At 73.5% G+C, this 25,865-nt stretch carries 23 protein-coding genes; 17 read left to right on the top strand and 6 right to left on the bottom strand.

Annotation, left to right across the window (positions count from 1 at the left end):
* The first annotated feature begins 37 nt into the window (after nucleotides 1-37).
* From ACIBG4_RS06045 to ACIBG4_RS06030, 4 genes are all read left to right on the top strand, one after another.
* Entirely contained in the window at nucleotides 38-1,771 is a 1,734-nt protein-coding gene (locus tag ACIBG4_RS06045) for an ABC transporter ATP-binding protein (protein WP_397200891.1), read from the top strand.
* A gap of 94 nt (nucleotides 1,772-1,865) precedes the next feature.
* Nucleotides 1,866-3,416 carry a gamma-glutamyltransferase family protein gene (locus ACIBG4_RS06040; RefSeq protein ID WP_397200890.1) on the top strand — a complete coding sequence of 517 codons (1,551 nt, stop codon included), beginning with the start codon at nucleotides 1,866-1,868 and terminating at the stop codon, nucleotides 3,414-3,416.
* 45 nt (nucleotides 3,417-3,461) lie between these two features.
* Nucleotides 3,462-4,040 carry a hemerythrin domain-containing protein gene (locus tag ACIBG4_RS06035; protein ID WP_397200889.1) on the top strand — a complete coding sequence of 193 codons (579 nt, stop codon included), beginning with the start codon at nucleotides 3,462-3,464 and terminating at the stop codon, nucleotides 4,038-4,040.
* A 33-nt stretch (nucleotides 4,041-4,073) separates the two neighbouring features.
* Nucleotides 4,074-4,478, top strand: coding sequence for a DUF5709 domain-containing protein (locus ACIBG4_RS06030; RefSeq protein ID WP_355448473.1), 405 nt, complete (start codon nucleotides 4,074-4,076; stop codon nucleotides 4,476-4,478).
* Here the strand turns inward: ACIBG4_RS06030 and ACIBG4_RS06025 are convergent.
* On the bottom strand, nucleotides 4,471-5,124 hold the full coding sequence (locus ACIBG4_RS06025; protein WP_397200888.1) for an HAD family hydrolase: 654 nt from the start codon (nucleotides 5,122-5,124) through the stop codon (nucleotides 4,471-4,473). The genes ACIBG4_RS06030 and ACIBG4_RS06025 overlap by 8 nt on opposite strands.
* Nucleotides 5,125-5,233: 109 nt before the next feature.
* Between ACIBG4_RS06025 and ACIBG4_RS06020 the strand changes: the two genes are divergently transcribed.
* Entirely contained in the window at nucleotides 5,234-5,848 is a 615-nt protein-coding gene (locus ACIBG4_RS06020) for a Uma2 family endonuclease (protein ID WP_397200887.1), read from the top strand.
* Here the strand turns inward: ACIBG4_RS06020 and hrpA are convergent.
* The gene (gene hrpA / locus ACIBG4_RS06015) at nucleotides 5,838-9,710 is read right to left on the bottom strand and encodes an ATP-dependent RNA helicase HrpA (RefSeq protein ID WP_397200886.1); all 3,873 of its coding nucleotides are present in this window, start codon (nucleotides 9,708-9,710) and stop codon (nucleotides 5,838-5,840) included. The genes ACIBG4_RS06020 and hrpA overlap by 11 nt on opposite strands.
* A 309-nt stretch (nucleotides 9,711-10,019) precedes the next feature.
* Nucleotides 10,020-10,745, bottom strand: a complete 726-nt coding sequence (ppgK, locus tag ACIBG4_RS06010; protein WP_397200885.1) for a polyphosphate--glucose phosphotransferase — start codon at nucleotides 10,743-10,745, stop codon at nucleotides 10,020-10,022.
* A gap of 120 nt (nucleotides 10,746-10,865) precedes the next feature.
* On the opposite strand from ppgK, the gene ACIBG4_RS06005 reads away from it, so the two are divergent.
* Together ACIBG4_RS06005 and ACIBG4_RS06000 are read left to right on the top strand one after the other, a co-directional pair.
* Nucleotides 10,866-11,987: a TIGR03118 family protein gene (locus tag ACIBG4_RS06005; RefSeq protein WP_397200884.1), complete on the top strand. Its 1,122-nt coding sequence runs from the start codon at nucleotides 10,866-10,868 to the stop codon at nucleotides 11,985-11,987.
* Between the two features lie 239 nt (nucleotides 11,988-12,226).
* A complete protein-coding gene (locus ACIBG4_RS06000; RefSeq protein ID WP_355448486.1) occupies nucleotides 12,227-13,045 on the top strand; it encodes a DUF4253 domain-containing protein in 819 nt (272 codons plus the stop codon).
* A gap of 16 nt (nucleotides 13,046-13,061) precedes the next feature.
* On the opposite strand, the gene ACIBG4_RS05995 is transcribed toward ACIBG4_RS06000, so the two are convergent.
* Both ACIBG4_RS05995 and ACIBG4_RS05990 read right to left on the bottom strand, forming a co-directional pair.
* Nucleotides 13,062-13,892 (bottom strand): SAM-dependent methyltransferase, encoded by an 831-nt coding sequence (locus ACIBG4_RS05995; RefSeq protein WP_355448489.1) that lies wholly within the window; start codon nucleotides 13,890-13,892, stop codon nucleotides 13,062-13,064.
* A gap of 160 nt (nucleotides 13,893-14,052) precedes the next feature.
* Complete coding sequence (locus ACIBG4_RS05990) at nucleotides 14,053-15,342, bottom strand: Scr1 family TA system antitoxin-like transcriptional regulator (RefSeq protein WP_397200883.1); 1,290 nt, start codon at nucleotides 15,340-15,342, stop codon at nucleotides 14,053-14,055.
* A 219-nt stretch (nucleotides 15,343-15,561) separates the two neighbouring features.
* Here ACIBG4_RS05990 and ACIBG4_RS05985 point away from each other — a divergent pair, with 219 nt between their 5' ends.
* From ACIBG4_RS05985 to ACIBG4_RS05940, 10 genes are all read left to right on the top strand, one after another.
* Nucleotides 15,562-16,332 (top strand): hypothetical protein, encoded by a 771-nt coding sequence (locus tag ACIBG4_RS05985; protein WP_397200882.1) that lies wholly within the window; start codon nucleotides 15,562-15,564, stop codon nucleotides 16,330-16,332.
* Complete coding sequence (locus tag ACIBG4_RS05980) at nucleotides 16,329-17,933, top strand: MFS transporter (protein ID WP_310710859.1); 1,605 nt, start codon at nucleotides 16,329-16,331, stop codon at nucleotides 17,931-17,933. The genes ACIBG4_RS05985 and ACIBG4_RS05980 overlap by 4 nt, the downstream gene beginning before the upstream one ends.
* Before the next feature lie 56 nt (nucleotides 17,934-17,989).
* Nucleotides 17,990-18,202, top strand: a complete 213-nt coding sequence (locus tag ACIBG4_RS05975) for a hypothetical protein (RefSeq protein ID WP_310710858.1) — start codon at nucleotides 17,990-17,992, stop codon at nucleotides 18,200-18,202.
* Nucleotides 18,203-18,231: 29 nt separating this feature from the next.
* Complete coding sequence (locus ACIBG4_RS05970) at nucleotides 18,232-18,540, top strand: hypothetical protein (RefSeq protein ID WP_310710857.1); 309 nt, start codon at nucleotides 18,232-18,234, stop codon at nucleotides 18,538-18,540.
* The gene (locus tag ACIBG4_RS05965; protein WP_397200880.1) at nucleotides 18,540-18,980 is read left to right on the top strand and encodes a hypothetical protein; all 441 of its coding nucleotides are present in this window, start codon (nucleotides 18,540-18,542) and stop codon (nucleotides 18,978-18,980) included. Before ACIBG4_RS05970 ends, ACIBG4_RS05965 begins: the two co-directional genes overlap by 1 nt.
* Complete coding sequence (locus ACIBG4_RS05960; protein ID WP_310710855.1) at nucleotides 18,977-19,705, top strand: hypothetical protein; 729 nt, start codon at nucleotides 18,977-18,979, stop codon at nucleotides 19,703-19,705. Before ACIBG4_RS05965 ends, ACIBG4_RS05960 begins: the two co-directional genes overlap by 4 nt.
* Complete coding sequence (locus ACIBG4_RS05955) at nucleotides 19,702-20,961, top strand: FAD-dependent oxidoreductase (RefSeq protein ID WP_355442426.1); 1,260 nt, start codon at nucleotides 19,702-19,704, stop codon at nucleotides 20,959-20,961. The genes ACIBG4_RS05960 and ACIBG4_RS05955 overlap by 4 nt, the downstream gene beginning before the upstream one ends.
* Before the next feature lies 1 nt (nucleotide 20,962).
* Nucleotides 20,963-21,763, top strand: coding sequence for an aspartate/glutamate racemase family protein (locus ACIBG4_RS05950; RefSeq protein ID WP_310710853.1), 801 nt, complete (start codon nucleotides 20,963-20,965; stop codon nucleotides 21,761-21,763).
* A gap of 2 nt (nucleotides 21,764-21,765) precedes the next feature.
* Nucleotides 21,766-22,743 (top strand): porphobilinogen synthase, encoded by a 978-nt coding sequence (gene hemB / locus ACIBG4_RS05945; RefSeq protein ID WP_397200879.1) that lies wholly within the window; start codon nucleotides 21,766-21,768, stop codon nucleotides 22,741-22,743.
* A gap of 62 nt (nucleotides 22,744-22,805) precedes the next feature.
* Nucleotides 22,806-25,691 (top strand): hypothetical protein, encoded by a 2,886-nt coding sequence (locus tag ACIBG4_RS05940; protein ID WP_397200878.1) that lies wholly within the window; start codon nucleotides 22,806-22,808, stop codon nucleotides 25,689-25,691.
* Between the two features lie 19 nt (nucleotides 25,692-25,710).
* On the opposite strand, the gene ACIBG4_RS05935 is transcribed toward ACIBG4_RS05940, so the two are convergent.
* Entirely contained in the window at nucleotides 25,711-25,845 is a 135-nt protein-coding gene (locus ACIBG4_RS05935) for a hypothetical protein (RefSeq protein ID WP_397200877.1), read from the bottom strand.
* Nucleotides 25,846-25,865: the final 20 nt, after the last annotated feature.

Below are 25,865 nucleotides of genomic sequence, written 5' to 3'. Positions count from 1 at the left end.
TAACCTCTGTTTGAGCGAACATCCGAAAGGAGTCTTCTTGGCAGACGAACCACGCGCGCCGTTGCGGCGCGTCGTCACGCTCTTCAGCGCCTACCGCGGCCGTCTGAGCCTGGTGGGCGTCCTGATCCTGCTGTCGTCGCTGGTGTCGCTGGCCTCGCCGTTCCTGCTGCGCGAGGTGCTGGACGTCGCGATCCCCCAGCGCGACCCGCTGCTGCTGACGCTGCTCGCGCTCGGGATGATCGTCGTCGCCGTGACCACCAGCGTCTTCGACGTCGTGCAGACACTGGTGTCCACCACGGTCGGCCAGCGCGTCATGCACGACCTGCGCACCTCCGTGTACGCCCACCTCCAGCGCATGTCGCTGGCCTTCTTCACCCGGACGCGGACCGGAGAGGTCCAGTCGCGCATCGCCAACGACATCGGCGGCATGCAGTCCGTGGTCACCAACACGGCCACCTCGATCGTCTCGAACCTCACCACCGTGATCGCCACGATCGTGGCCATGGTCGCGCTCGACTGGCGGCTGACCGCGATCTCGCTCGTGCTGCTGCCGGTGTTCGTGTGGATCAGCCGTCACGTCGGCGCCGAGCGCAGGCGCATCACCTCCGAGCGCCAGCGCACGCTCGCGGTCATCTCCTCCATGGTCCAGGAGTCGCTGTCGATCAGCGGCATCCTGCTCGGCCGCACCATGGGCCGCTCGGCCGAGCTCACCCGGCGCTTCTCCGGCGCCTCCGACGAGCTGGCCGACCTCGGCGTACGCTCCAGCATGGCCGGGCGGTGGCGGCAGGCGTCCATCCAGATCGTCATGGCCGCGATGCCCGCCGTCATCTACTGGGCGGTCGGCTACACCGGCGCGATCTCCGTGGGCACGCTCGTGGCGTTCACGACGCTCCAGGTGAGCCTGTTCCGGCCCGCCGTGTCGCTGCTGCGGCTCGGCGTGGAGGTGCAGAGCTCCCTCGCGCTGTTCGGCCGCATCTTCGAGTACCTCGACCTGCCCGTGGACATCCACCCGGGCACCCGGACGCTCCCGTCCGTGCGCGGCGAGGTGCGCTACGAGGACGCCTCCTTCTCGTACGGCGAGGCGCCCGCGCTGACCGGCGTGGACATCACCGTGCCGGCGGGCACCAGCCTGGCCGTCGTCGGCGAGACCGGCTCGGGCAAGACCACGCTCGGCTACCTGCTGCCCAGGCTGTACGACGTCACCGCCGGCCGGATCACCATCGACGGCGTGGACGTCCGGGACCTCACCTTCGAGACGCTGGCCGACACCGTCGGCGTGGTGTCGCAGGAGACGTACCTCTTCCACGCCTCCATCGCCGACAACCTCCGCTTCGCCAAGCCCGACGCGACGGACGAGGAGCTGCGGGCCGCCGCCGAGGCCGCCCGCATCCACGACCACATCGCCGCGCTGCCCGACGGCTACGACACGCTGGTCGGCGAGCGCGGCTACCGCTTCTCCGGCGGAGAGAAGCAGCGCCTCGCGATCGCCCGCACGCTGCTGCGCAACCCGCCGGTGCTGGTGCTGGACGAGGCGACGAGCGCCCTGGACACGCAGACCGAGCGGGCCGTGCAGGAGGCGCTGGACACACTGGCGGAGGGCCGTACCACGATCACCATCGCGCACCGGCTGTCCACCGTGCGGGACGCGGACCAGATCGTGGTGCTGGACGGGGGCCGGGTCGTGGAGCGCGGCGGGCACGAGGACCTGCTGGCCCTCGACGGCCACTACGCCGCCCTGGTGAGCCGCGACCGCCCCCTCGAACCCGTCTGACCGGCCCCTCCTCTGCTGCCCCGCCACCTGCGAACTCGCTTGGAATCCTGCCCGCGGCCTTGCCCGGACCGGGAGCCACCGTAAGGTCGTGAAGGTGCATGACACCCGATACGCGACATCCGGCATGGTGTGCAGCGTCGACCACCTCGCCTCCGCGGCGGGGGTGGCGGCGCTCGACCGGGGCGGCTCGGCCGCCGACGCCGCCATCGCCACGAACGCCGTCCTCGCCGTCACCGCCCCCCACATGTGCGGGCTGGGCGGCGACCTGTTCGCCCTGGTCCACGACGGCTCCCCCGGCGAGGTGACCGCGCTCAACGCCTCCGGGCGCGCCGGGTCGGGAGCCGACCCCGACCGGCTGCGCGCCGAGGGGAACGAGCGCATGCCGCACCTGCACGACATCCGCTCGGTCCCCGTGCCCGGCTGCGTGGACGGGTGGCTCGCGCTGCACGAGCGGTACGGCCGCCTTCCGCTGCCCTCCCTGCTCGAACCCGCGATCAGGCTGGCGAGCCAGGGCTTCGCCGCCTCGCCGCTGATGCTCGCCGGCGCCCGCGTCGCGGCGGGACGGCCGGGCGGCGGCGACTTCGCCGCGGTCCGCGCGGCCGGCGACCGGATGACGCGGCCGGGCGTGGCCAGGGCGCTGAGCGCCGTCGCCGCGGACGGGCGCGCCGGCTTCTACCTCGGCGAGTTCGGGGAGGGCCTGCTGGAGCTCGGCGGCGGCGAGTACGACCGCGCCGACCTCGCCCGGCCGAACGCCGACTGGGTCACCCCCCTCGCGGTGCGGGCGTTCGGCCACGACGTCTGGTCGATGCCGCCCAACTCCCAGGGCTACCTGCTGCTCATGGCGCTCGGCATCGCCGACGGGCTCGACCTGCCCGCCTCCCCCGGCGATCCGCTCTGGGCGCACCTGCTGGCCGAGGCCGCCCGGGTGAGCGGCCACGACCGGCTCGCCCTCCTGCACGAGGACGCCAAGGACCTCCTGTCGTCCGGGGAGATCGAGCGGCGCCGGGCGCTGGTCGACCCGGCCCGGAGGCTCCGCCTCACCGCTCCGGCCGAGCCGGGCGACACCACGTACCTGTGCGCGGTGGACGGCGACGGGATGGGCGTCTCCCTCATCCAGTCGAACGCCGCCGGTTTCGGCAGCATGCTCTTCGAGCCCCACACCGGGATCAACCTCCACAACCGCGGCATCGGTTTCTCGCTCACGCCCGGCCACCCGGCCGAGTACGGCCCCGGCCGCCGGCCGCCGCACACGCTCGCGCCGGCGCTGGTCACCCGGCCCGACGGCGCGCTGCGCTCCGTCGTGGGCACCATGGGCGGCGACGCGCAGCCGCAGATCCTGCTCCAGGTCATCACCCGGCTGCTGCGCCACGGCGAGCTCCCGGGCGAGGCCGTCGCGGCTCCGCGCTGGCGGATCGGCGCGGCCGGCACGGGGTTCGACACCTGGTACGCGCCCGACGACACCGTCCTGGACCTGGAGGACGGCACGCCCTGGTCGGACGGGCTGGCCGCGCTCGGCCACCCGGTGACCGCCCGCCCGTACGGGAGCACGTTCGGCCACGCGCACCTCATCGACGTACGGCCGGACGGCGTGCTGGCGGGCGCGGCCGACCCGCGCGCGCTCATCGGCGCGGCGATCGGCCGCTGAGAACGCCGCGATTGGACGCCCGTCGCGCGGGTAGCAGGTGCCGCCATGGCGAACAATGTCATCACTCTCATCACCAGTGACCACCGCGAGGTCGAGGCGCTCTTCGAGCGGCTCAAGAAGAAGCAGGGCGACCGGCGGGCCACGGTGGCCGAGCTGTACGCCCTCCTCACCGCACACGCCCGGGCCGAGGAGGACCGCGTCTACCCCGGCATCGACGCCCACCACGGCGTGGAGGAGCACAAGGAGGCGGAGGTGCTGCTCGACGCGCTCAAGCGGGCCGACCCGGACGGCGCCGAGTTCGAGGAGGCCCTCGACAAGCTGGTCGAGTCCGTGAACCACCACGTGCAGGAAGAGGAGAGCACGATCCTGCCGACCCTGGCCAGGACGGCCGACGCCAGGAAGCTGGAGGAGCTCGGCGCCGCCTTCAAGCAGCGCCGCCAGGAGGAGCTGACCGCCCTCACCAAGGCCGCCGGCACCTCGAACGGCTCCAAGAACGGCTCCAAGGACGGCGCCGAGCCGACCAAGGCGGAGCTGTACAAGGAGGCGCAGAAGGCCGACCTCCCCGGCCGTTCGCAGATGGACAAGGAGGAGCTGGAGCAGGCTCTGCGGAAGGCCGGATCCTAGGGTTCCGGTCGCGCCCAGGGGTATGGGTGCCGTATGAGCGAACTACCTCCGGACAGGTTCGGGCTCGCCGACGAGCAGGAGATCGAGGTCGAGGAGTGGACCGACGACCTCGGCCTCGATCACCGCATCGACGAGGACGACCCCCAGCACGAGGACACCCTGGACGAGCGGCTGCGGCGGGAGAAGCCGGAGCGGGAGCGGACGCGCCGGGAGGAGCACCGGCTCACCCAGCCCGACGAGGGCCTCGCACCGGACGTCGAGAGCGACGAGGTCGGCGAGGACTGGGGCGGGGACTCCGGCGACCTGTCGGCCGAGGAGCGCGCGGTCCGCGTCGACCCCGACACGCTGGACCCCGACGCCCTCTACTCGGGCGACCAGGACACCGGCGACCCGGGCGAGCCGGGCGGGGCCGACGGCGGGACCGGCCGGCTCAGGTGAGGCGCGACAGGGCCGGCAGCAGCGCGTGCAGGTCGTCGACGACCACGTCGGCGGCCCCCGCCTGCGGCCGCTCGGCGTGCAGATACCCCCACGGCCCGCGCCGCAGCAGCGCGGTGCGCATGCCCGCCCGTCCGGCCGGCAGCACGTCGTTGTCCAGCCGGTCACCCACGTAGAGGATCTCGGACGGCTCGCGCCCCGCGACGGCGGCGACCTTGGCGAAGAACCCGGGATCGGGCTTGGACACGCCCCACCCCTCGGAGGTGTGGACGGAGTCGGCCGGCAACTCCATGGCCACCAGTGCGCCGTGGGCGCGGGCGGGCTGGTTGCCCGCGACGATCACCTGGAGACCGGCGTCGCGCAGCGCGGCCAGGGCCTCGCGCACGTCCGGGTAGAGGTCGTCGGCGTCGAAGTGGTTGCGCAGGCTCTCCGGCTCGTCGCGCTCCCACGCGGCCAGCTCGGCGGCGATGTCGATGCCGGGCCGGACGAGCTCGAACGCCTCGCGGTGCGAGCGGTCCAGGGCCGCCATGCCGCCCAGCGCGCCCATCATCACGAACCTGCTCACGCCGAGCCGGTCGGCCCAGCGTGACCAGATGCGCGTCTCGTCGATGAGCGTCTCGCCGACGTCGAACACCACTGCCTTGATCATCCCAGTCCTTTCTCGTCCGCCCAACTGTATGGGCGGCTGGCAAGCGCTTCAGCAGAGGGTCGGCACATGTAATACTTAGCGTGCCCGTTCGACTACGGAGGGACGGCCGATGAGTGCGGTGTTGCCGAAGAGAGCCCGTAAGCGCCCGAAGATGTGGCTCGACAAGGACCAAGGCGTGCCCGAGACCTGCCGTGAGTTGTTCGACGCACTCCCAGAGTTGCCGGGCTTCCGCGCTGAAGTCATAGAAGAAAGTGTGGTCTTGACCCCCGTCGGCACCCCCGAGCACGCTGACTGCGCCATGGAACTGAGCTACCTTCTCGCTCCGGTCATCCGCGAACGCGGCTGGAAGGGATACACCGGCAATATCGACGTGTGCCTCGACGGCTCCCGGGAGCCCGTAGAGCCCGACTACGTGCTGGCACCCTCCGACTGCCCTCGTTGGGAAGAGCGTGAGCTGCGCTCCTCTGGCTTGATCATGGTTGCCGAGGTTGTCTCCAAGGGAAGCATCGTTCGCGATCGCACGGAGAAGCCGCGCCTGTATGCGGCGGCAGGCGTGCCGATCTATCTCTTGATCGACATCGTCGCCACCCCTCAGACGGTCACTGTCCACAGCGCCATCGACGACGACGCCTACATAGCAATCGCCACGGTTCCGATCGGCTCGACAGTCCGCCTGCCCGATCCCGTCAACCTGGAGCTCGACACCTCGATCTTCAAGGGCTGAGCTTCTCCATCGCCTTGGCGATGCGCTTCTCCGACACCGGGGTGGGGGTCCCGAGCGTCTGGGCGAAGAAGCTGACCCGCAGCTCCTCGATCATCCACCTGATCTCCACCACGTCCGGGTCCGAGCGCCGGGCCGGGTGGAGCTTGTCCAGCAGGTCGTGGTAGTCGTCCTCGACCTTGTGCACCCGTGCCATCCACTCCTCGTCGCGCCAGGGCTCCTCCGGCAGCTTGGTCAGCCGCCGCTCGATGGCCCGCAGGTAGCGCAGCACGTCGGACAGCCGCCGGTTGCCGGTCGCGGTGACGAATCCCGCGTACACGAGCCGGCCGAGCTGCTCGCGGACGTCCTCCGTGGAGGCGCTCGACGGCAGCGGGTCCAGCCGGGTGCCGATCGCGTGCCACACGCTCAGGATCTGCTCCACCTTGGCCAGCACGTCCGCCGCCGTGTCGTGCAGCTCGGCCCGTACGTGCTGGTAGAGGCGGTCGAAGGAGACCGGGTCCCAGGCGGGGCCGCCCCGGTCGAGCATGAGCTTGTCGGCCGCCGCGTTGACCACGTCGTCGAACAGCGCCACGGCGCCGCCGTGCGGGCTGCGTGACAGGGCCAGCTTGGCCTGGTTGGACAGGCCGGCGAGCAGCGACTTGGCCGGGTTGGTGACGTTGAGGAGCAGCAGGCGGCGCGTGCCGGGCCAGTGGGAGCGGCGCTGCTCCGCCTCCGTCTCGAAGATCTTGACGGAGACCGAGTCGCGGTCGTCCACCAGGGCCGGGTAGCCCTTCATGCGGCCCTGCTCGAACACCTTGGGCAGCGTGCCGAAACTCCACGTGCGCAGTCCGGTCCGCTCCAGGTCGTCGGCCGCCGCCGACAGCGTCTGGCGCAGGCGCGGCGCGAGACGCCGCTTGAGCGCGTCGAGGTCCTTGTCCTCGGCGATGGTCCGTTTACGCTCGTCGATCACCCGGTACGTGACGCGCAGGTGGTCGGGGAGCTGGTCGAGCTGCCAGGCGTCGTGCGGCACGCGTACCCCGGTGAGGCGCAGCAGCTCCCGCTCCACGGCCTCCAGCAGCGGCTCGCCGCCCGGCCTGGCGTTGGCCAGCACCTGCCTGGCGTAGTTGGGGGCGGGCACGAAGTTGCGGCGCAGCGGCTTGGGCAGCGACCTGATCAGCTCGGTGACGAGCTCCTCGCGCAGGCCGGGGATCTGCCAGTCGAAGCCGTCGGAGCCGATCTGGTTGAGCACCTGGAGCGGCACGTGGACGGTCACGCCGTCGGCGTCGGCCCCCGGCTCGAACTGGTAGGTCAGCTTCATCCGCTGGCCGAGCTGCCGCCACGTGTCGGGGTAGTCCTGGGTGCTGACGTCGGCGCCCTCGTTGACGAGCATCTCCGGGGAGAACGTCAGCAGGTCGGCGTCGTCGGCGCGGGCCTTCTTCCACCAGGCGTCGAAGTGGCGGGCCGAGACCACGTCGGCGGGCACCCGCCGGTCGTAGAAGTCGAACAGGGCCTCGTCGTCGACCATGATGTCGCGGCGGCGGGCGCGGTTCTCCAGCTCCTCGACCTCCTGGAGGAGCCGCCGGTTGGCGCGCAGGAACTCGTGGTGGCTGTCCCACTCGCCCTGGACCAGGGCGTGCCGGATGAACAGCTCGCGCGACAGCTCCGGGTCGATGCGCCCGTAGTTGACCTTGCGGCCGGTGACCAGCGGCACCCCGTACAGGGTGACCTTCTCCAGCGCGATGACCGCGCCCTGGTCCTTCTCCCAGTGGGGCTCGGAGTAGGCGCGCTTGACGAGGTGCTGGGCGAGCGGCTCGACCCAGCCGGGCTCGATCTTGGCGTTGACCCGGGCCCACAGCCGGGAGGTCTCGACGAGCTCGGCGGACATGACCCACTGCGGCTGCTTCTTCGCCAGGGCGGAGCCGGGGAAGACGGCGAAGCGGGCGTTGCGCGCGCCGAGGTACTCCTGGATGGGGCGGCGGCCGTCGGCGGGGCGCTGCTTGTCCATGACGTCCTTGACGCCGATGTGCGACAGCAGGCCGGCCAGCAGCGACACGTGGACGCTGTGCGGGTCGCCGGGATGGCTGTTGGGCTGGACGCCGAGCGCCTGGCGGAGCTGGCTGTAGATGTCCTGCCACTCGCGTACGCGCAGGTAGTTGAGGAACTCGGCCCTGCAGAGCCGGCGGAAGGCGCTGGAGGACAGCTCCTTCTGCTTGTCCTGGAGGTAGTGCCAGAGGTTGAGGTAGGCGAGGAAGTCGGACTCGGGGTCGGCGAAGCGGCGGTGCTTCTCGTCGGCCTGCTGCTGCTTGTCGGCGGGGCGCTCGCGCGGGTCCTGGATGGACAGTGCGGCGGCGATCACCATGACCTCGCGCAGGCAGCCGTGCTTCTCGGCCTCCAGCACCATGCGGCCGAGGCGCGGGTCGACCGGCAGGGTCGCCAGCTTGCGGCCGACGGGGGTGAGCCGGCCCTCGGCGTCGAACGCGCCGAGCTCGTGCAGCAGGTTGACGCCGTCCTTGACCTGGCGGCGGTCCGGCGGCTCGACGAAGGGGAACGCCTCGATGTCGCCCAGCCCGATCGAGGTCATCTGCAGGATGACGGAGGCGAGGTTGGTGCGCAGGATCTCCGGGTCGGTGAACTCCGGCCGGCTCAGGAAGTCCTCCTCCTCGTACAGCCGGACGCAGATGCCGTCGGAGGTGCGGCCGGAGCGGCCCTTGCGCTGGTTGGCGCTGGCCTGGGAGATGGCCTCGATAGGCAGCCGCTGCACCTTGGTGCGGTGGCTGTAGCGGGAGATGCGGGCGTATCCGGGGTCGACGACGTACTTGATGCCGGGGACCGTCAGCGACGTCTCGGCCACATTGGTGGCCAGCACGATGCGGCGGCCGGTGTGGCGCTGGAAGACGCGGTGCTGCTCGGCGGCGCTCAGCCGCGCGTACAGCGGCAGCACCTCGGTGTTGCGGAAGTCGGCCTTGCTGAGCGCGTCGGCGGCGTCGCGGATCTCCCGCTCGCCGCTGAGGAAGACGAGGATGTCGCCCGGCCCCTCGGTGACCAGCTCGCGGCAGGCGTCGACGATGCCCTGCGTCTGGTCGTCGTCCTCGGCGAGCGGCCGGTAGCGGACCTCGACGGGGTACGTGCGGCCGGAGACCTCGACGATCGGCGCGTCGCCGAAGTGGCGGGAGAACCGCTCGGGGTCGATGGTGGCGCTGGTGATGATGACCTTGAGGTCGGGGCGCCGGGGCAGGAGCTGCTTGACGTAGCCGAGGATGAAGTCGATGTTGAGGCTGCGCTCGTGGGCCTCGTCGATGATGAGCGTGTCGTACTGCTCCAGCAGCCGGTCGTGCTGGAGCTCGGCCAGCAGGATGCCGTCGGTCATCAGCTTGACGAGCGTGCGGTCGCTGCCCTGGTCGGTGAAGCGCACCTTGTAGCCGACGACCTGGCCCAGCTCGGTGCCGAGCTCCTCGGCGACGCGCTCGGCGACGGTGCGGGCGGCGATGCGGCGCGGCTGGGTGTGGCCGATGAGGCCGCGGACGCCGCGCCCGAGTTCGAGGCAGATCTTGGGGATCTGGGTGGTCTTGCCGGACCCGGTCTCACCGGCGATGATCACGACCTGGTGGTCGCGGATGGCCGCGAGGAGGTCGTCCCTGCGCTGGGAGACCGGCAGGTTCTCGGGGTAGGTGATCGCGGGCACGGCCTCGCGGCGGCGGGCCAGCCGCTGCTCGGCGCGCTCGACGTCGGCGAGGATCTCCGCGGCGATCTTGTCGCGGGCCTCGCGGGAGCGCACCCGGCGCGCGCCGTCGAGCCTGCGCCGCAGCCGCCGCTGGTCGCGCGGCATGAGCTCGGGCAGGCGGGACTGGATGTCGGTGAGCGGAGAGGACAACGCGGAGGTTCCCATACTGCTTCCAGGATATTTGAGCCCCGTGCACCGGGAGCCAACGGTCCATGCTGCCGGACCCCGCAGCCACCGCGCATCCCAATAACCGGCCCGCGCCATGACCGCCCGCGCCATGACCGCCCGCGTCGCAGCCTGCCCGCGTCGTCGCGCGGGCGCACTTCCGGGCATGGCCGTGGCCGTCCACGGCGGGCCCACTCTCCCCAGAGTTGCGTCGTGAACGGCCACGCCCATCAATGAGACTCCCGAAAGGCGGTTCCGGTTGCGTCCGGGAGCTCACTATCTTGATCGGCGAGCCGGACGGCGCGCGGATCAGCCCGCCCGGCTGCCCGCCATCTGGGCGGCGCCGATGATGCCCGCCTCGTTCTGCAGGGCGGCCGGCACGATCGGCGTGTCGATCCGGACGTGCGGCAGCCACTTGTGGGCCTTCTTGCTCACGCCGCCGCCCACCAGGATGAGCGACGGGGAGAACAGCATCTCCACGTGCCGCAGGTACTCCTCGACCCGCTCGGCCCACTTGTCCCAGCCCAGGTCCTCGTCCTCGCGGGCCTTGTCGGAGGCGCGGCGCTCGGCGTCCTTGCCGTGCAGCTCCAGATGGCCGAGCTCGGTGTTGGGCACCAGCACGCCGTCGATGAACAGGGCGCTGCCGATGCCCGTGCCGAACGTCAGCATGAGCACGGTCCCGCGCCGGTCCCGGCCCTCACCGAAGGTCATCTCCGCGATGCCGGCCGCGTCGGCGTCGTTGATCACCGTCGCGCCGCCGAACAGCTCGGCCGCGTCGACGCCGATCCACGAGTGGTGGACGTTCGCGGCGGTGCGGACCACCCCGTCCCTGACCACGCCGGGGAACGTCACTCCGACGGGCCCCGACCAGCTGAAATGGTCGGCGATCTGCCGTACCACCTCGGCGACGGGCTCCGGCTTGGACGGCTGCGGGGTGGGAATGCGCAGGCGCTCCTGGGCGAGCTTGCCCGCCGAGACGTCCACGGGTGCGCCCTTGATGCCCGAGCCACCGATATCAATCCCCAAAACTTCCATATCAACCCTTCTCCCCAACAGGCGACAAGAAACGCCTCGCCGGATATTTCCGGACCATACTGAACCCTTCCCCGGTGCGCCCGCGTATCTCGCGTCACAAGCGCTAACAAGGAGGCACGGATGCGGTTACGCATCATCACACTCTGCGCTGTCGCGGTCGGCCTGGGCAGCACTCTCGCCACTCCCGCGCACGCCCACGCCACTCCCCGCGCGCGGTTCGACGTCGTCAACCTCGTCTCGGACGTCCGGGGCAAGGCCGCCCTCACCGACCCCAAGCTGGTCAACCCCTGGGGTCTGGCCATGGGCAAGACCCTGTGGGTCTCCGACACGGGCACCGGCAGCGCCACCGTCTATTCGGGCGCCGGCAAGAAGGAGCAGACCGAGGTCGCCATCCCGGGCGGGGCCCCGACGGGCCAGGTGTTCAACCCGACCGACGGGTTCACCGTGAAGGGCAAGCCCGCCACGTTCATCTTCGCCAGCCCCAGCGGCGCGATCAGCGGCTGGAACGCCGAGGCGGACCCGAAGAACGCCCTCATCGCCGCGTTCACCCGCGGCGCCGACTACAAGGGCCTCGCGCTCGCGCAGACCGACGACGGCGACTTCCTGCTCGCCGCCGACTTCGCCCACGGCCGCATCGCCGCCTGGAACTCCGACTTCGAGAAGATCAAGCTCCGGGGTTGGCAGTTCAGGGATCCGGCCATTCCCTCGAACTACTCCCCGTTCAACGTGGCGGTCGCCAACGGCAACATCTGGGTGGCGTACGCGCTGCGCGACCCGGCGACCGGCAAGTCCGTCGCCGGTGCGGGCAAGGGCTTCGTCAGCCGCTTCAACGCCGAGGGCCGCCTGACCGGCCGCATCGCGCGTACCGGGCTGAACGCGCCGTGGGCGATCACCGCGGCCCCGCGCGGCGCCTACGCCGGATCGCTGCTCGTCGGCAACTTCGGCGACGGCACCGTCCACGCCTACCGCAACAGCCGTCACCTCGGCGCGCTGCGCACCGCCGACGGCAAGCCGATCCAGCTGCCCGGCCTGTGGGACCTGGAGGTCGGCACCGCGGCCAACGGCGGCGAGAACGCCCTGTGGTTCTCCGCCGGCATCGACGGCGGCCGGCACGGCCTGCTCGGCGTCATCCGGCCCGCGGGCTCCGGCGGCTCGACGGCCACCACGCCCACCGCGACGGCGACCCCGGCGCCCACCTCCACGTCCTCGCAGCACTCGAACCACTCGTACGGAGGTTACTGACCGGCCGCTGACGTTTCCGGCACGGTCGGCGCGGCCGTGCCGGAAAACACCTCCGGGCCTTTCCCGCCCCTGCGCTGACGACCGGCCGCACCGCTTCCTGAAGTGATTCCCGCCGCCCCCGATGATTCGCGCCGCCCCCGCCGAGTGACGCCGTCCCCGCTAAGTCCCGCCGCCCCCCTGGCCATGTCGGTGGGCGGCACTACCATCTCCCCGACGGGTCCGTACGGAGACGGTAGGGCATGACAGATCATCGGCTGCCACGCGAGCTGGGCCGGCTGTTCGCCGACGCCGGCAGGGGCCGCACGCTGCGGGTCGCTCTGCCGCCGGGTGACCTCGTCTGGCCCGACCCGGGCTACACCGGGCAGGGGGAGGCGGCCAGACCGGCGTTCTGGATGAGCGACGAGCCCGTGTCCGGCCGCGAGTGGGCCCGCTTGCGCGACGAGCACGCCGCGAGCGGGCTGTGGCCGGTGCTGCTGGACGAGTCCGCCCAGCCCTGGTCGATCGGGCAGGTCGTGCCGGACGAGCCGGCGATGATCGACCACTTCACGGCCGAGGGGTTCATGCACGAGGTGTGGCAGGAGTGGGTGGCGCAGATGCCGCCCGACGCCCTCACCGAGCTCGACCCCTACGGCGCGCTCTGCCCCGGCCCGGCCGCGCCCGGGGTGCCCAAGGCCGATCCGGGCGAGGTGGCCGACTGGTACGCCGACCAGCTCGCGCCGCGCGGGATGCCGCTGGGCCTGGTCGCCGCCCGGCGCGGCGCCGACGCGCTGGCCGTGATGGGCTGGCAGGGGGCGCTGCACCACAACGAGTGGATGGTGCCGCTCGCGGCGGTGGTCCGCAGCTGGGAGGAGCGGTTCGGGGCGCGGGTGGTGTGCGTGGGGTTCAACACGCTGGAGCTGAGCGTCGCGGCGCCTCCGGTGGACGCCGAGCACGCGCTGCACGTGGCGGCCGAGCACTGGGCGTTCTGTCCCGACAACGTGGTTCAGGGGCCGGGCGACCTGCACGGCTACGCCGAGCAGATCATCGGCAGGCACGCCTGGTCGTTCTGGTGGGACTGACCGTCCAGCAGAGGGGTCACAGGACGCGGGCCACGGCGCCGTAGTTGCCCGAGGCGCTGGGCAGGGCCGCGCACGCCTCGTCGCGGCCGTCGGGCCGCCACTCGGGCACCCACACCAGCCCCGGCTCGACCAGCTCCAGCCCTTCCAGCAGCGCCGCCACCTCCGCGCGGGTGCGGACGACGTGCCCCGGCAGCGTCATGGCGAGCAGCTCGCCGACGGCGGGCAGCAGCTCCTCGGGGATCGCGTCGAAGGTGGTCTGCAGCAGAGCCAGGTAGCTGCCCCGGGCGGCGGCGTGGCACAGGCACTTGATCGCGTGCCGGGCGTCGTCGTCGCCGGCTCCCGCGACCGAGACCAGCAGCACGCCCACGGGCCGGTCCCAGTCGATGAACGTCTTGACCACCCGGTCGCCGAGCAGGTCCTCCACCTGCCGCACGTCACCCTCCACCACGCGCACCAGGTCCGTGACGGGCTCGATGGTGGCCTGGGCGTACGCCAGGACCATCGGGTCGTTCTCCACGTACAGGACCCGGGCGCCGGAGCGGCCCAGCGCCTCGCGGGCCAGATCGTGCAGCTGACGGCCGGGAGGTAATCCGCTGGGCACCCCGCTGCCGACGATCACGAACTGGTCGATCCCGCCGGCCGCCAGATGGCGGACCACGCGGGCCAGGAAGGCGAGCACCGCGCGGGCGGCGGCGGTGGTCACGGGGGCGGCCTCGTCGTAGCGGCGCACGGCGTCGCGGTCGGCCACGAAGTTGTTCTTTCCTCCGGCGGCGGCGTCGAGCATCCGGGTGACACGCGCCTGGGCCGTGTCGAGCCTGGCCAGATTACGGATGGCACGTTGACGCATTTGACGTATCGCCCCTTTCCCCTCACCTTGCCGTACGGGAAAGTTCCGCGGCCTTCGACCCCACTCGGAGGACCAAGTTGAAAATGCTCCAAATGTCCCAACAATACAACCTATTGGAGCGAAATAATCGGGAAATATACGTTTCCCGGGTAATTATCGATCATCCTCGGGCGATGCGGTCACGGTGGGTGTTCAGCAGGTCGAACGTCTCCTCGCGGGTGGTCGTGGTGACCGAGAGTTTGGCGAACGCCTGGTGGTAGGCCTCGACGGCCCCCGGCTCGATGATCAGCTCGTCGCGTTCGACGGTGTGCGCGCAGGCGATGTCGGGCTCGAACGCCTCGGCGTAACGCCAGAGCGTGAACGGCCCCGTGCGGGGCAGATAGGCCGGGTCGTTCAAAGGCACCAGGTGCAGGGAGACACCGGGACGCTTGGCGAGGTCGATCAGGGAGTCGAGCTGGGCCAGGTGGACGGGCGGCTCGGCGATGGAGCGCAGCAGCACGCCCTCGTCCATGATCGCCCACACGACAGGCCCGTGCCCGGCCCCCTGCCCGGCCCCGTGGCCGGCGAAGACCATCTCCTGGCGGGCCAGGACCAGCCGCACCGCCGCCTCGACGGAGGTCTGCCCGAGCGTGGCCGGCCCGGCCGCGCCGATCGCGGCGCGGGCGTACGCCTCGGTCTGCAGCAGCGGCGGGACCGTCCGCGGGTCGTACACGCGGATCACCGAGGCCCGCTGCTCCAGGGCGAAGGCGGTGGCGAGCCAGACGGGCACCGCGCTCGTGTCCCACCAGGCGGGCTCGCGCTCGCCGCGGGCCAGGGACAGCACGTGCTCGCGCGCCGGCAGCGCGGTCACCCCGTACAGGTCGAGCAGCCGCTCCACCATGGCCGGAGCGGGGGCCGCGCGGCCGGTCTCCGCGGCCTCGACGCGGATCGCACCGCGGCCCAGCGCGCTCTCGACCTGCTCGGCCGTCAGGCCGGCCGCCTCGCGCAGGCCGCGCAGCCGCTCGCCGAGCGCCACGCGGACCGGCTCGGGCGGCGCCGTCCTGGCCGCGGGCACCGCCGGGACGGCCGGGGCCTCGGGCGCGGGCGCGGAGTGCTCGGGCAGTCCCTCGGCCCGGCGGGCCAGGTCGATGACGCCGCGCAGCACGGCCAGCGAGCCGTCGGACAGCCCGGAGGCGGAGGCGCCGATGGCGGCGGCCCGCAACTGGAGGTCCTCCACCGCGCCGGAGTCGAGCGACTCCTCCCCCACCAGCCAGCCGACGCTGACCTGGAGGCAGGAGGCGAGCGCGCGCAGCACCTGGAGGGTCGGGTTGGCCTGCTTGCCGGTGCGGAGCTGGCTGACGTAGGCCCGGGTGATGGGGATGCCCGCCTCGGTGAGCTCGGCGGCCACCTGCGCGCCGCTCAGGCCCCGCTCTCTCAGCGCCAGGTCCAGCCGCTCGGCGATGTTCGCCACTCCGCACCTCCTGCCGCCCGGGAGACCCTCAGCGTAGGGGAATCCGGGGATCATGCGCGCCTTCGGCCGCCCGTAAACCTCCAGCGGGCCATCCATACCCAACTGGAAAGTGTCAGTTGACACATCTTCCCACAGAACGCCACTATCGGACCGACACCTGGAAAGTGAGACTTGACAGCCGGACGGTTCTGGAGAGTCGCCGGCGAGGAGGTGGCCGGAGTGACCGCCGAACCGCAGAACGGTTCCTGGTTCGCCAGGCGGCCGAGGGCTCCGCAGGCACCCGATCGGGTGATCCTGCGCATCTGCGCCCGCGTGGTACCCCCCGACAAGCGCGTCCACGTCGCCAACATGCCGCTCGGCGGCGTGGAGGTCTGGGTGGACGGCAACGGCGACCGCTGGGTCCACTACCACCGGATGGCCCGCGAGCTGCGGCTGGCCGGCTGGCACACCGAGGTCGCCGCCGAGCGGCTGATGGTGCTCGGCTGGAGCGCCGAATGCCTGGTCCACCGGGTCCGGATGCTCGACGCCGCCCTCGCGGGCCGGCTGTCCGACTACACCCGTACCGCCCGCGCGGCCTTCACGCTCGGCACCCGGCTGCGCGAGCAGAAGGTGCCCGCCGACGAGATCGCCATGAGGGTCCGCGACCACGTCGGCCGTGAGCTGCGCTGGCCCGACCGGCTCGCCGAGCTGGACGGTCTGGAGCGCACCGCGTCGCTGGAGCCGCTGCGGCTGCGGCTGGCGCAGGTCACCGGCCTGGAGGCCAAGGTGAGCCGCCGCTGCGCCGAGCACCTGACGCTGGCCTCACAGGTCGTCATGTCGCTGCTCGGCCCGGACGCCGGGCGTTCGACGCGCCCGTGGACCAGGGCGCCCGGGCGACTGGTCGGGATCACCGAGCGGATGGTCGCGGCCAGCGTGCCGAACCGTCCCGAGGTGCCCCGGCCTGAGACCGTCACCGTCGCCCGCAGGGACCTGGCGGAGACGCCGCGATGACCCTGACGCCCGTTCGCGAGCACGTCGCCGGCCCGTTCGTCGGGCCGGTGGCGCGGCCCCGGCTCCTGGTCCGGGGGCGCTTCGTCGTCCTGCGGCTGATCGCCTGCGGTGTCGTCATCGCGATCATGGCCGACAGCACGGCGACGACGCTGGCGATCCCCGTGCTGAGCCGCGACCCCATCGCGGCGTCCCTGCCGATGGCGGAGATCACGTGGGTCAGCACGATCAACTTCGCCGCGGTGGCCGCGCTGCTGGCCACGGCGGGCCGCTTCGCCGACCTGCTGGGCAGGCGCAGCGTCCTCGCGGTCGGCCTGGCCCTGTACGGGCTGGGCGCCGCGGCGGTCATCGCGACCACGTCCTTCCCGCTGCTCCTCGGCGGGCGGCTGGCGCAGGGCGTCGGCGCCGCGCTGATGTTCCCCGCCTCGCTCGGCCTGCTGCTGGGCGAGCTGCCGGCCAACCGCCGCGCCGGCGCGGTGGCGCTGTGGAGCGCCTCCTCCGGGATCGGCGCGCTCACGCTCCAGGCCGGCGGCGGCCTGCTGGTGGCCGAGTACGGCTGGCGCGGCCTGTTCCTGCCGAGCGCCGGCCTGGCCGCGGCCCTGCTCATGCTGACCCCCGCGCTGCCCCGCTCCTTCGGGCAGGTGCGGCGCGTGCCCGACGTGTTCGGCACGCTGCTGCTCATCGGCGCGATCGCCGCGGCCGTGCTCGCCGTCTCCCAGGGCGGCACGTGGGGATGGACCTCCCCGCGCATCCTGGGCTGCGCGGCGGCGGCCGGGCTCCTGCTGGCCGGGGCCGTCGCCACGTCGTGGCGCCACGCGGCCGGCGCCATCGACATGCGGCTGTGGCGGCGGCCCGGCTTCCTGTGGTCGGGCGGGGCGTCCCTGCTGTACGGCGCCGCCTCGTTCGTGGTGCTGGCCCTCGGCCCGCTGTACCTGAAGAGCTCCGGGTTCGATCCCGTGACGATCGGCCTGTGGCTGACGCCCATCTCGCTCGCAATGATCGCGGGCAGCCCGCTGGCCATGCTGGCCGGGCGCCGCATCGGCCTCAACGCGGTCATCTACGCCGGGGCCCTGCTCCTCGGCGGCGGCTGCGCCCTCATGCTGGCCAACCCCTACCCGAACGTCCTGACGCTGGTGGCCGCGCTCATGCTGGGCAGCGGCTTCGGCGCCCTGTCCACCGGCACGTTCACGGTCGGGACGATGGCCGCCCATCCCACCCAGTACGCCTCCGCGGTCGGCGCCGTGAACACGGCCCGCATGCTGGGCGGCGCGATCGGGGTGGCCGGCGCCTCGGCCCTGGTGGACCAGCCGGTGCTGGACGGGCCGATGCCGGGCTTCGCCTCCGCGATGGTCGGCTGCCTGATCGTGGCCGTGGTCGTCGGCACCGTGGCCCTGGCCCGCGTCGCCGGAACGCCGCGCCGCCGGGCCGCGCGCCTGTCCAGGCGTGAGGCCGAGGCAGAGCTGATCATGCTGCGCCGGTTGCTGGCCGAGCTGCGCGACAGCTTCGTCCAGGTACGCGACGAGGCGGAGGAGGAGCTGGCCCGCTTCGGCGCCCGTGACCTGTCCGCCCACCTGCCCACCCAGCGGGCCGCCGAGCGGCTCTGAGCCCCGAAACCAGTCCCGTGTATCCGCCCGTGAAGCCGCGCTGACAGGAGTGGACCATGCTCACCGATGAGATCCGCAGGCCGTACCAGCACCCGTACGGGGTTCCCGCCCGTGGTGAGAGGCCGGCGCCGCCGCCTCCCCGCCCGGCGGAGGACGACCGCGTCACCACCGCGGCGGCCGAGCGCACCGTGCACCGGCTGCACCACATCAGGCAGGTGTCCGACCTGGCCATCAGCGTCATCGACCAGGCGCTCGAGCACGCGTCCTGACCCCTCACCACCCCCCGCAGGAGGAAACCATGGTCACCATCAAGGTCGAATGCCCGGCGGAGGTCGCCGCGGAACGGCAACGGGAGTTCGCCGACACCGTGATCGGGGCCGCGGTGCACCTGCTCGGCGCCGAGCGCGCCGGAGTGCGGCTGGACGTCACGGCCGACGTTGAGGACGCGCGGACCCGGCGCGAGACGGAAGACGCGCGGACCCGGCGCGAGATGGAGAACGCGCGGACCCGCCGTGATGAGGAGCAGGCGCGGGCCCGGCGCGAGGTTGACGAGGCCCGGGAGCGGCGTGAGGCGGCCTTCTGGGCCGCGGCTTGGTCGGGTTGCTGATGAGGGCCGGACTCGCTCCCTCGCCCGTCCTGCCGGAGCGGACTCCCGTGCTGCCGGAGCGGCTCGTCCGCAGGGGGATCGGCGGCGCGATCCCCGCCCGCCGGGCCGGTGTCGCGCGGCCGTGGATCACCACGGTGCCGGCGCCCGCCTCCCCGTCCGTGGCCCCTTCGGAGGAGTCGAGCGCGAGCACGGTGGCGGTGGCGCTGCGGAGCAAGGCGAGCGCCGTCGCGGACGCCGAGCTCGGCCGGCTCGCCTCCCGCGCGCCGGGGCTGGACGCCTCCGCCCGCGACGAGGTGCGTGACGCCGTCCAGCGGGTGGTGGACGCCTTCCTGGAAGGGCCGCTCACGCGCCTGACCCGCCACTCGGGTTCCCCCTCGGGCGAGCGGTACGCCGACGCGCTGCGGACGTTGTTCGGCCTGGACCCCGGGAGGACCACATGAAGCGGGGCAGAGTGGGCGTGATCGTGCCTCCGGCGAACCCGGCGGCGGAGCCCGAGCTGGCGCGCCTGCTGGGCTCCCGGGCCGACATGCACGTCACCCGGCTCCCGGTACGGCCGGGGCTGACCCTGCCGGAGCGGCTGGAGACGTACAACGAGGCGCTGCCCGCGATGATCTGCTCGTTCGGCGACCTGCCGCTGGACGCGATCGTCATGCTGTGCAGCGGCTCACGCTACCTGCTCGGCCCGGACGAGGACCGGCTGCGGTGCGACGAGCTGAGCAGGCGCTTCGGTGTGCCGTTCGCCACGGCGACGGTGGCCACGCTGGACGCGCTCGACCACATCGGCGCCGAGGACCTCGTGCTCGTCTCGCCGTACGAGCCGTGGCTGACGGAGCTGGCCGAGCGGTTCTGGAAGGCCGCCGGCATGCACGTCACCCGGGTGGTCGAGGTGCGCGCCCGGGGCCGGTTCTCGCCGTACAACGTGACCCCGGCCGAGCTGGTCGAGCAGGTGACGGAGGCGGGGCTGCCGGACGACGCGGTGGTGCTGTTCAGCGGCACCGGCATGTCGACGCTGCCCGCGCTGCTGTCCATCGGCGCCGGCAACGACCGGGTCCTGCTCACCTCGAACCTGTGCAGCTCCTGGTGGGCGCTGTCGCGGGCGACGGGCATGCCGATCACGCTCGGCCGGGCCCCGCACCGCCCGGCCGCGCAGGGGCAGCGGACATGAGCGGCGTCGCCGTGGTCGGCGCCGGCCCGGTCGGGCTGACGGCGGCGCTCACCCTGGCCAGGGCGGGCGTGCCGGTGACCGTGTTCGAGCGGGAGGCGGGCCTGGCCCGGCAGTCGCGGGCCTCCACCTTCCATCCGGCCACGCTCGACCTGCTGGACCACCTCGGCGTCGCCGAGCCGCTCATCTCCCGCGGGCGTGTGGTGAGCCGCGTCCAGTGGCGCGACCGGGCCGGCGAGGTCCTGGCCGAGATGGCGATGGGCAGCCTCGACGGGCTGACCCGGCACCCGTACCGGCTGCACGCCGAGCAGTCGTCGCTCACCCCGCTGCTGCTGGCGGCGCTGTCCGCCGAGCCGGACGCGGACGTGCGGTTCGGCACGGCCGTGGACGGGGTGGCCGAGGGCGGCACCGGCGTGCGGCTGCGCATCGGGCGCAGCTGGGCGCGGGCGAGGTACGTGGTGGCGGCCGACGGCGCGCACAGCACCGTGCGCGGCTCGCTCGGGCTGCCGTTCCCCCGCTCCAGCTACCCGACGCAGGCGCTGCGGGTCTTCACCGACTCGCCGCTGGACGAGCTGCTGCCGCGGCTGGCGCCGCTGACATACGTGCGCGACGTCGGCCAGTCGTGCAGCCTGCTCGCCCTGCCCGACCACTGGCGGATCGTGGTGCGCATCCCGTGCGACGCCCGCAACCCGCTGGCCACCTCCACCGTGGCCGCGCTGGTGCGGCGGGCGCTGCCCGGGGTCAGCCGCCCGGTGCGGGTCATCGGCGCCGACCGGTACGGCCTGGCCCGCGGGGTGCTCGGCTCCTTCCGGTGCGGCCGGGTGCTGTTCGCGGGCGACGCGGCGCACCTGACCTCCACGGCCGGCGGGCTCAACATGAACGCCGGCATCCACGACGCCGTCGAGCTCGGCGCCGTCCTCGCCGACGTCATCGGCGGGGAGGCCGGGCCGTCCGCGCTGGACGCGTGGGCGTGGCGGCGGCGCGGCGTCCTGCTGGACCACGTGATCCCGCGCAGCGAGGCGCGCGTCGCCGGGGTGCAGGACCGCGACACCTCCCGGCTGGCGGCCGCGATGGCGGGGCTGCGGGCCATCGCCGGCGACCCGGATGCCACCCGCGTCTACCTGGCGCAGGCGTCGATGCTCGACACCCTCCCGGGCGGCATGCCGACCGGCGGGGCCGACACCCTGCCCGGCCGTCCGCCCGGACGCGCCCCCGACCGCGTGCTGGACCCCGTTCCCCATTCCGTGAGGCAGAGCTGACATGCGCATCTGGTTCCAGAAACACACCGTCGAGGGCCGCACCCCGCTTCTGGACAAGCTGTACGCCGAACACCTGGCCCTGGTGTCCGCCCCCGGCACGACCGTGGAGATCCACACGCTGCCGCCCGAGACGTACGGCACGGCGCTGCCCGAGCACCTGGTGGGCTACGGCGAGATCGGCCTGCTGTTCGGCCACTACTTCGCGCAGACCGCGGTGACCGCCGAGCGGGACGGCTGCGCCGCCTGGATCAGCGGCGCCGGCCAGGACCCCGGGCTGGCCGCGGCCCGCACCAGGGTGTCGATCCCCGTCGTCGGCTACGGCGACGCGGTCTGGCAGGCCGCCCGGATGGAGCGCCACCGTCTCGGCGTGCTCGGGTTCATCCCGCACCTGGCCGAGCCCATCACCGAGAACATCCGGGCCGCCGGCGCCGACCTGGCCTCGTACCAGATCGTCGAGCGCGGCGCGGACGTCGTGCAGCGGGCGCTCGCGCAGGACTTCGAGCCGTTCCTGGACGCCTACACCGAGGCCGCGCGCCAGGCCGCCAAGGCCGGCGCGCAGTGGCTGGTGCCGGCCGAGGGCATCCCGAACGTGATCCTCGTCCACCTGCGCGTCCACGAACTGCACGGCCTTCCCGTCATCGACCCCGGCGGCCTGGCGATCAAGACGGCCGAGCACTTGTGCGAGCTGCGCGCGCTCAACATCACCGCGCGCAGCACCGCCGGCTACTGGATGCGGCGCCCGCCCCAGGCCGCCGTCGAACACGCCGAGCGGGTGCTGCTCGGCAAGGTGATCGGAGACTGACCATGAGTTACCCCGCCGAGCGTCCCCGCCGCCTGCGGCGCACCCCCGCCCTGCGCGGGCTGGTGGCCGAGACCCGCCTGCACCCCGCCGACCTGATCCAGCCGCTGTTCGTCCGCGAGGGCCTGGCGGAGCCCCGTCCCATCGCCTGCATGCCCGGCCAGGTCCAGCACACCCGCGAGAGCGTGCGCAAGGCCGCCGCGGCCGCCGTGCGGGCCGGCGTGGGCGGGCTGCTGCTGTTCGGCATCCCCGAGAGCAAGGACCACGACGGGCGCGGCGCCTGGGACGAGCACGGCATCACCCAGCTCGCCCTCGCGGACGTCGCCGCCGAGGTCGGCGACGCCACCGTCGTCATCGGCGACATCAACCTGGACGAGTACACCGAGCACGGGCACGTCGGCATCCTCGACGCCCGCGGCGACGTCGACAACGACGCCACCCTGAGCGCCTACGCCCGCGTCGCCGTCGCCCAGGCCGCGGCCGGCGCCCACATGGTCGCGCCCAGCGGCATGATGGACGGCCAGGTCGGCGCCATCCGCCGCGCCCTCGACGCCGCCGGCCACCACAACCTGCCGATCATGGCCTACGCCGCCAAGTACGACTCCGCCTTCTACGGCCCGTTCCGCGACGCGGTCGAGTCGCGGCTGACCGGCACCCGCTCCACCCACCAGCAGGACCCGGCCAACCTGCGCGAGTCGCTGCGCGAGGTGCTGCTCGACGTGGACGAGGGCGCCGACATGGTGATGGTCAAACCGGCCGGCCTCTACCTCGACGTGGTGCGCCGCGTCGCCGACGCCGTCAACGTGCCGGTGGCCGCCTACCAGGTCTCCGGCGAGTACGCCGCGATCGAGGCCGCCGCCGCCAACGGCTGGCTCACCCGCGACCGCGCGATCCTCGAGAGCCTCACCGCGATCCGCCGGGCGGGCGCGGGCAGTGTGATCACGTACTGGGCCACCGAGATCGCCGAACGGCTGCCCCGCTGACCCCCGGAGCGGCCCCGATGCCGGACCCCAAGCCCGAACCGCGGAGAGGAGATGCGACCCGGATGTGGCGCACCCTGTCGGAGGACGCACGTGAGGCCATCCTCGAACTGTGCGACGGCTACGGGCCGCACCTGTACGACTACTGCCGGACGGAGTTGTCGTCGAGCGACGCCGAGCTGGCCGTCGCGGGCACCCTGCTGTCCGCGCACGCCTGGGCCGACCGGGTCGACCAGTCGTCGCCGCTGCGGCCCTGGCTGTACGCGCTGGCCCGCGCGCACCGCTCGTACATCTCCACCCCCACCAGCGTCGGCTCCTGGTCGCGGCCCGGCCGGATGGCCGACCTGCTGCCCGAGGCCCTGCGCGCGCTCGCCCCGCCGCACAGGGAGCTGCTCGACCTGTCGGTACGGCACGGGCTGACGACCGACGAGATCGCCACCATCTTCGACGCGGACTCCGACGAGGTGGAGACGATCATCCTGCAGGCGGCCGACGGGCTGGAGGAGTGGTTCGCCGCCGTCATCGCCGCCAGGACCCGTCACGGGTGCGCGGCGCTGGAGTCGCGGGTGACGGACTGGGCCTCGGCGCCCGGGCGGCGCACCCGCGCGCGGATCAGCCGCCACATCGCGCACTGCGACGTCTGCCAGGGCGCGCCGCGCGTCATGGTGGCCGACACGCTGCTGCGGCAGATGCCGATCTCATCGGCGCCCGGCACGCTGCACGAGCAGCTCGCCTGGGCGCTGCCACTGCCGGACGAGGCGGGACTGTGGCGGGAGGACGGCTTCCCGGCGCAGGCGCGCGGGCTGGCCGAGCCCGCGCCGCCGCCCATCGCTCCGGTCCCCGGCCCCACGGCGGGGACCTGGGAAAGCTCCGGGCCGGCGGCGGGCGCGGCCGCCGCCGGCCCGGAGCACACACCTGACCCGGCCGCGCACCGCCCACCCAGCAAACACGCCCGTCCCGGCCCACCGGACATCCTTCCGCGCCGTGCGAGCGTGCCGGGTGCCGTCACGGCCCGTGCCGACTCCCCTTCCGGCCGGCCTTCCGTGCCGGTCGCCGAGACCCCAGGCGGGGCCGCCCAGACCGCCGCCTGGACCCCGGACCCGGCCGGCCAGTCTCCGGACTGGTCGCCGGACCGGGACGCGGACTGGGCCATCGTCCGCCGCAACCGCGGAGGCGTGCCGTACCGGAACCTTCCAGCGGCGTCCGCTCATGACCGGATCAGCAGTAGCGGCCCGGCCGGTCAGGAGCGGGCCCCCTCACGCCGGGCCGAAGGTGGCCCGCCCTGGGAGCACCACCCGGACGATGGCCCACTCACCTCCCGCCCCGCCCCGGCGGCGCCCCCGGTCCCGGCGGCGCCCCCGGTCCAGGCGCCACGTCGCGAGACGGCCCAGCCGGAGACGCCCCGTACCGGGGCTGCCCGTCCCGTCGTGCCGCAGATGCGCGTCCCTCCACCCGCGCCCGCGCCTACGTCCGCGCCCGCTCCGGCGGCGGCCCCGGCGGCGGGGGGCTCCGCGGCGGGGGACTCGGCGGCGGGAGCCCGGGTGGCGGCCACGAGTCTGCCGACGGACCGCATGGTGGCCGGCTCGCCCAGGCCGAAGCGGACCGTCCCCCTGAGCGCCCCCGTCATGGCCGACGCCCCGCCCACCGCCCGCCCCAGGGCCGGAGCACCGGGCGGCGCCCCCGCCCAGCCGCACCAGGCCCCGGACGGATCCCCCGACCGCGCCTCCTCCCCCACCGACCCGTCCGACGCCCCGGTCCAGGCGCCCCGGCCGGTCGCCGGCGCGCGTCCCGGGACCGCCCATCGGCCGCCCCCCTCCTCCGCCCGCGTGCACGGGGTGATCACCATCCCGGGGCCCCGCCGGCCGCCCGAGGAGACCACCCGCCCCCCGCGGGACGGCCGGGGCGCCGACGGCGTGCCGGGGTGGGCTCGCGGACGTGGCGCCGACGGTCCGGGTGAGGGCCCGGCCGTCGGCTCCCCGCCGTTCACCGCGCCGCTCCGGTACGAGCCCGCGCCACCGCACGACGCCCACGTGGTGGAGCTGCACGCCGGCGGTCCCGACGAGTTCTGGCTCGACCGCCCGGACACGGCCGACGGCGAGTCGGGGCTGACGGTGCGGAACGTGGCCCGAGTCGGCCTGCTCGTGGGCGTCGGCCTGCTCGTGGCGGGACTGGCCTGGTCCGGTCTCAACGCCCGCCAGCGCATGACCGTGATCACCGAGACGGGCTCCGACGGCCCGGCCCTGACGCCGGCTCCGGACGGCCGCCCGTCCCCCGGCCCCGCGGTCCCGGTGCCCCCGCCAGAGCCCGCCGCCGTCCCGCCGGCCGCGACCGCGGCCCCCAGCGCGGCCCCCAGTGGGGCCCCCGCCGTGACCCCCACGGCGGGGTCCCCGGCGAACCGGACGGGCGACACCGGCGCGGCGGACGACGGCAAGCGGGAGGGCCCGGTCGTGGCCGGCACGATGAGGCCTGCCGACCGGCCGGCGGGACGCGAGGCCAGGCAACCGGCCGAGCGGCCGGCCAGGAAGCCCGCGGGGACACCCCAGCAGCCGGTGGCGCTGCCGCGGCCGCAGGCTCCGGTCGCGTTCCTGTCACCGGTGTCGATCAGGCTGGGCGCCCGCCGTACCGGCACGTTCGCGCTCGCCTGCAAGGGCGGGACGTGCCGCATCGCGTCGGCCGGCGGCGCCGGCGGCATCGCGGTGTCGGGCAGGTCGTTCAGGGTGAAGGTGCCCGCGGCCCGGCCCGGCTGCCAGGGCCGTCCGGTCACCCAGACCGGCACGATCGTCGTCCGCTGGGTCGGCGTGGCGCGCGGCGACGGCCGCAGGACCTCCGGCACGACGAGCGCCGGCGGGACGCTGCGGCTGCGGGTCTCGTGGACCGTCGCCAAGGACCCGGGCGCGTACGTCCTGGACGGCGAGGGCAACGGCCACTGGACCAACTGCTCCAGGTACTAGGGCCTGTACGGAGTTGAGATCACAGGACGCAGACCGAGGCCCAGACCGGTATCCGCCACGGCCCGCACGAGATGCCCACGTACTCCTTCATGATCGCTTCCGTCGCCCGGTCCAGCCCGACGGCCTCGGTGAGCTGGAACGCGGTGATCGTCAACCGATACTCCTGCCGAAAGT

The sequence above is a fragment of the Nonomuraea sp. NPDC050383 genome, from assembly GCF_044459125.1.
In the GTDB taxonomy this organism is placed as follows: domain Bacteria; phylum Actinomycetota; class Actinomycetes; order Streptosporangiales; family Streptosporangiaceae; genus Nonomuraea.
The sequence above is the reverse complement of the archived record's forward strand: the minus strand, read 5'-3'. Positions and strand labels throughout refer to the sequence as shown.

What these genes read in the sequence shown, in the direction of transcription:
- ACIBG4_RS06035 (WP_397200889.1), top strand. Translation starts at nt 3,462, where the DNA reads ATGGCGAACAATGTCATCACTCTCATCACCAGTGACCACCGCGAGGTC.
- ACIBG4_RS06030 (WP_355448473.1), top strand. Translation starts at nt 4,074, where the DNA reads ATGAGCGAACTACCTCCGGACAGGTTCGGGCTCGCCGACGAGCAGGAG.
- ACIBG4_RS06025 (WP_397200888.1), bottom strand. Translation starts at nt 5,124, where the DNA reads ATGATCAAGGCAGTGGTGTTCGACGTCGGCGAGACGCTCATCGACGAG.
- ACIBG4_RS06020 (WP_397200887.1), top strand. Translation starts at nt 5,234, where the DNA reads ATGAGTGCGGTGTTGCCGAAGAGAGCCCGTAAGCGCCCGAAGATGTGG.
- hrpA (WP_397200886.1), bottom strand. Translation starts at nt 9,710, where the DNA reads ATGGGAACCTCCGCGTTGTCCTCTCCGCTCACCGACATCCAGTCCCGC.
- ppgK (WP_397200885.1), bottom strand. Translation starts at nt 10,745, where the DNA reads ATGGAAGTTTTGGGGATTGATATCGGTGGCTCGGGCATCAAGGGCGCA.
- ACIBG4_RS06005 (WP_397200884.1), top strand. Translation starts at nt 10,866, where the DNA reads ATGCGGTTACGCATCATCACACTCTGCGCTGTCGCGGTCGGCCTGGGC.
- ACIBG4_RS06000 (WP_355448486.1), top strand. Translation starts at nt 12,227, where the DNA reads ATGACAGATCATCGGCTGCCACGCGAGCTGGGCCGGCTGTTCGCCGAC.
- ACIBG4_RS05995 (WP_355448489.1), bottom strand. Translation starts at nt 13,892, where the DNA reads ATGCGTCAACGTGCCATCCGTAATCTGGCCAGGCTCGACACGGCCCAG.
- ACIBG4_RS05980 (WP_310710859.1), top strand. Translation starts at nt 16,329, where the DNA reads ATGACCCTGACGCCCGTTCGCGAGCACGTCGCCGGCCCGTTCGTCGGG.
- ACIBG4_RS05975 (WP_310710858.1), top strand. Translation starts at nt 17,990, where the DNA reads ATGCTCACCGATGAGATCCGCAGGCCGTACCAGCACCCGTACGGGGTT.
- ACIBG4_RS05970 (WP_310710857.1), top strand. Translation starts at nt 18,232, where the DNA reads ATGGTCACCATCAAGGTCGAATGCCCGGCGGAGGTCGCCGCGGAACGG.
- ACIBG4_RS05965 (WP_397200880.1), top strand. Translation starts at nt 18,540, where the DNA reads ATGAGGGCCGGACTCGCTCCCTCGCCCGTCCTGCCGGAGCGGACTCCC.
- ACIBG4_RS05960 (WP_310710855.1), top strand. Translation starts at nt 18,977, where the DNA reads ATGAAGCGGGGCAGAGTGGGCGTGATCGTGCCTCCGGCGAACCCGGCG.
- ACIBG4_RS05955 (WP_355442426.1), top strand. Translation starts at nt 19,702, where the DNA reads ATGAGCGGCGTCGCCGTGGTCGGCGCCGGCCCGGTCGGGCTGACGGCG.
- ACIBG4_RS05950 (WP_310710853.1), top strand. Translation starts at nt 20,963, where the DNA reads ATGCGCATCTGGTTCCAGAAACACACCGTCGAGGGCCGCACCCCGCTT.
- hemB (WP_397200879.1), top strand. Translation starts at nt 21,766, where the DNA reads ATGAGTTACCCCGCCGAGCGTCCCCGCCGCCTGCGGCGCACCCCCGCC.
- ACIBG4_RS05940 (WP_397200878.1), top strand. Translation starts at nt 22,806, where the DNA reads ATGTGGCGCACCCTGTCGGAGGACGCACGTGAGGCCATCCTCGAACTG.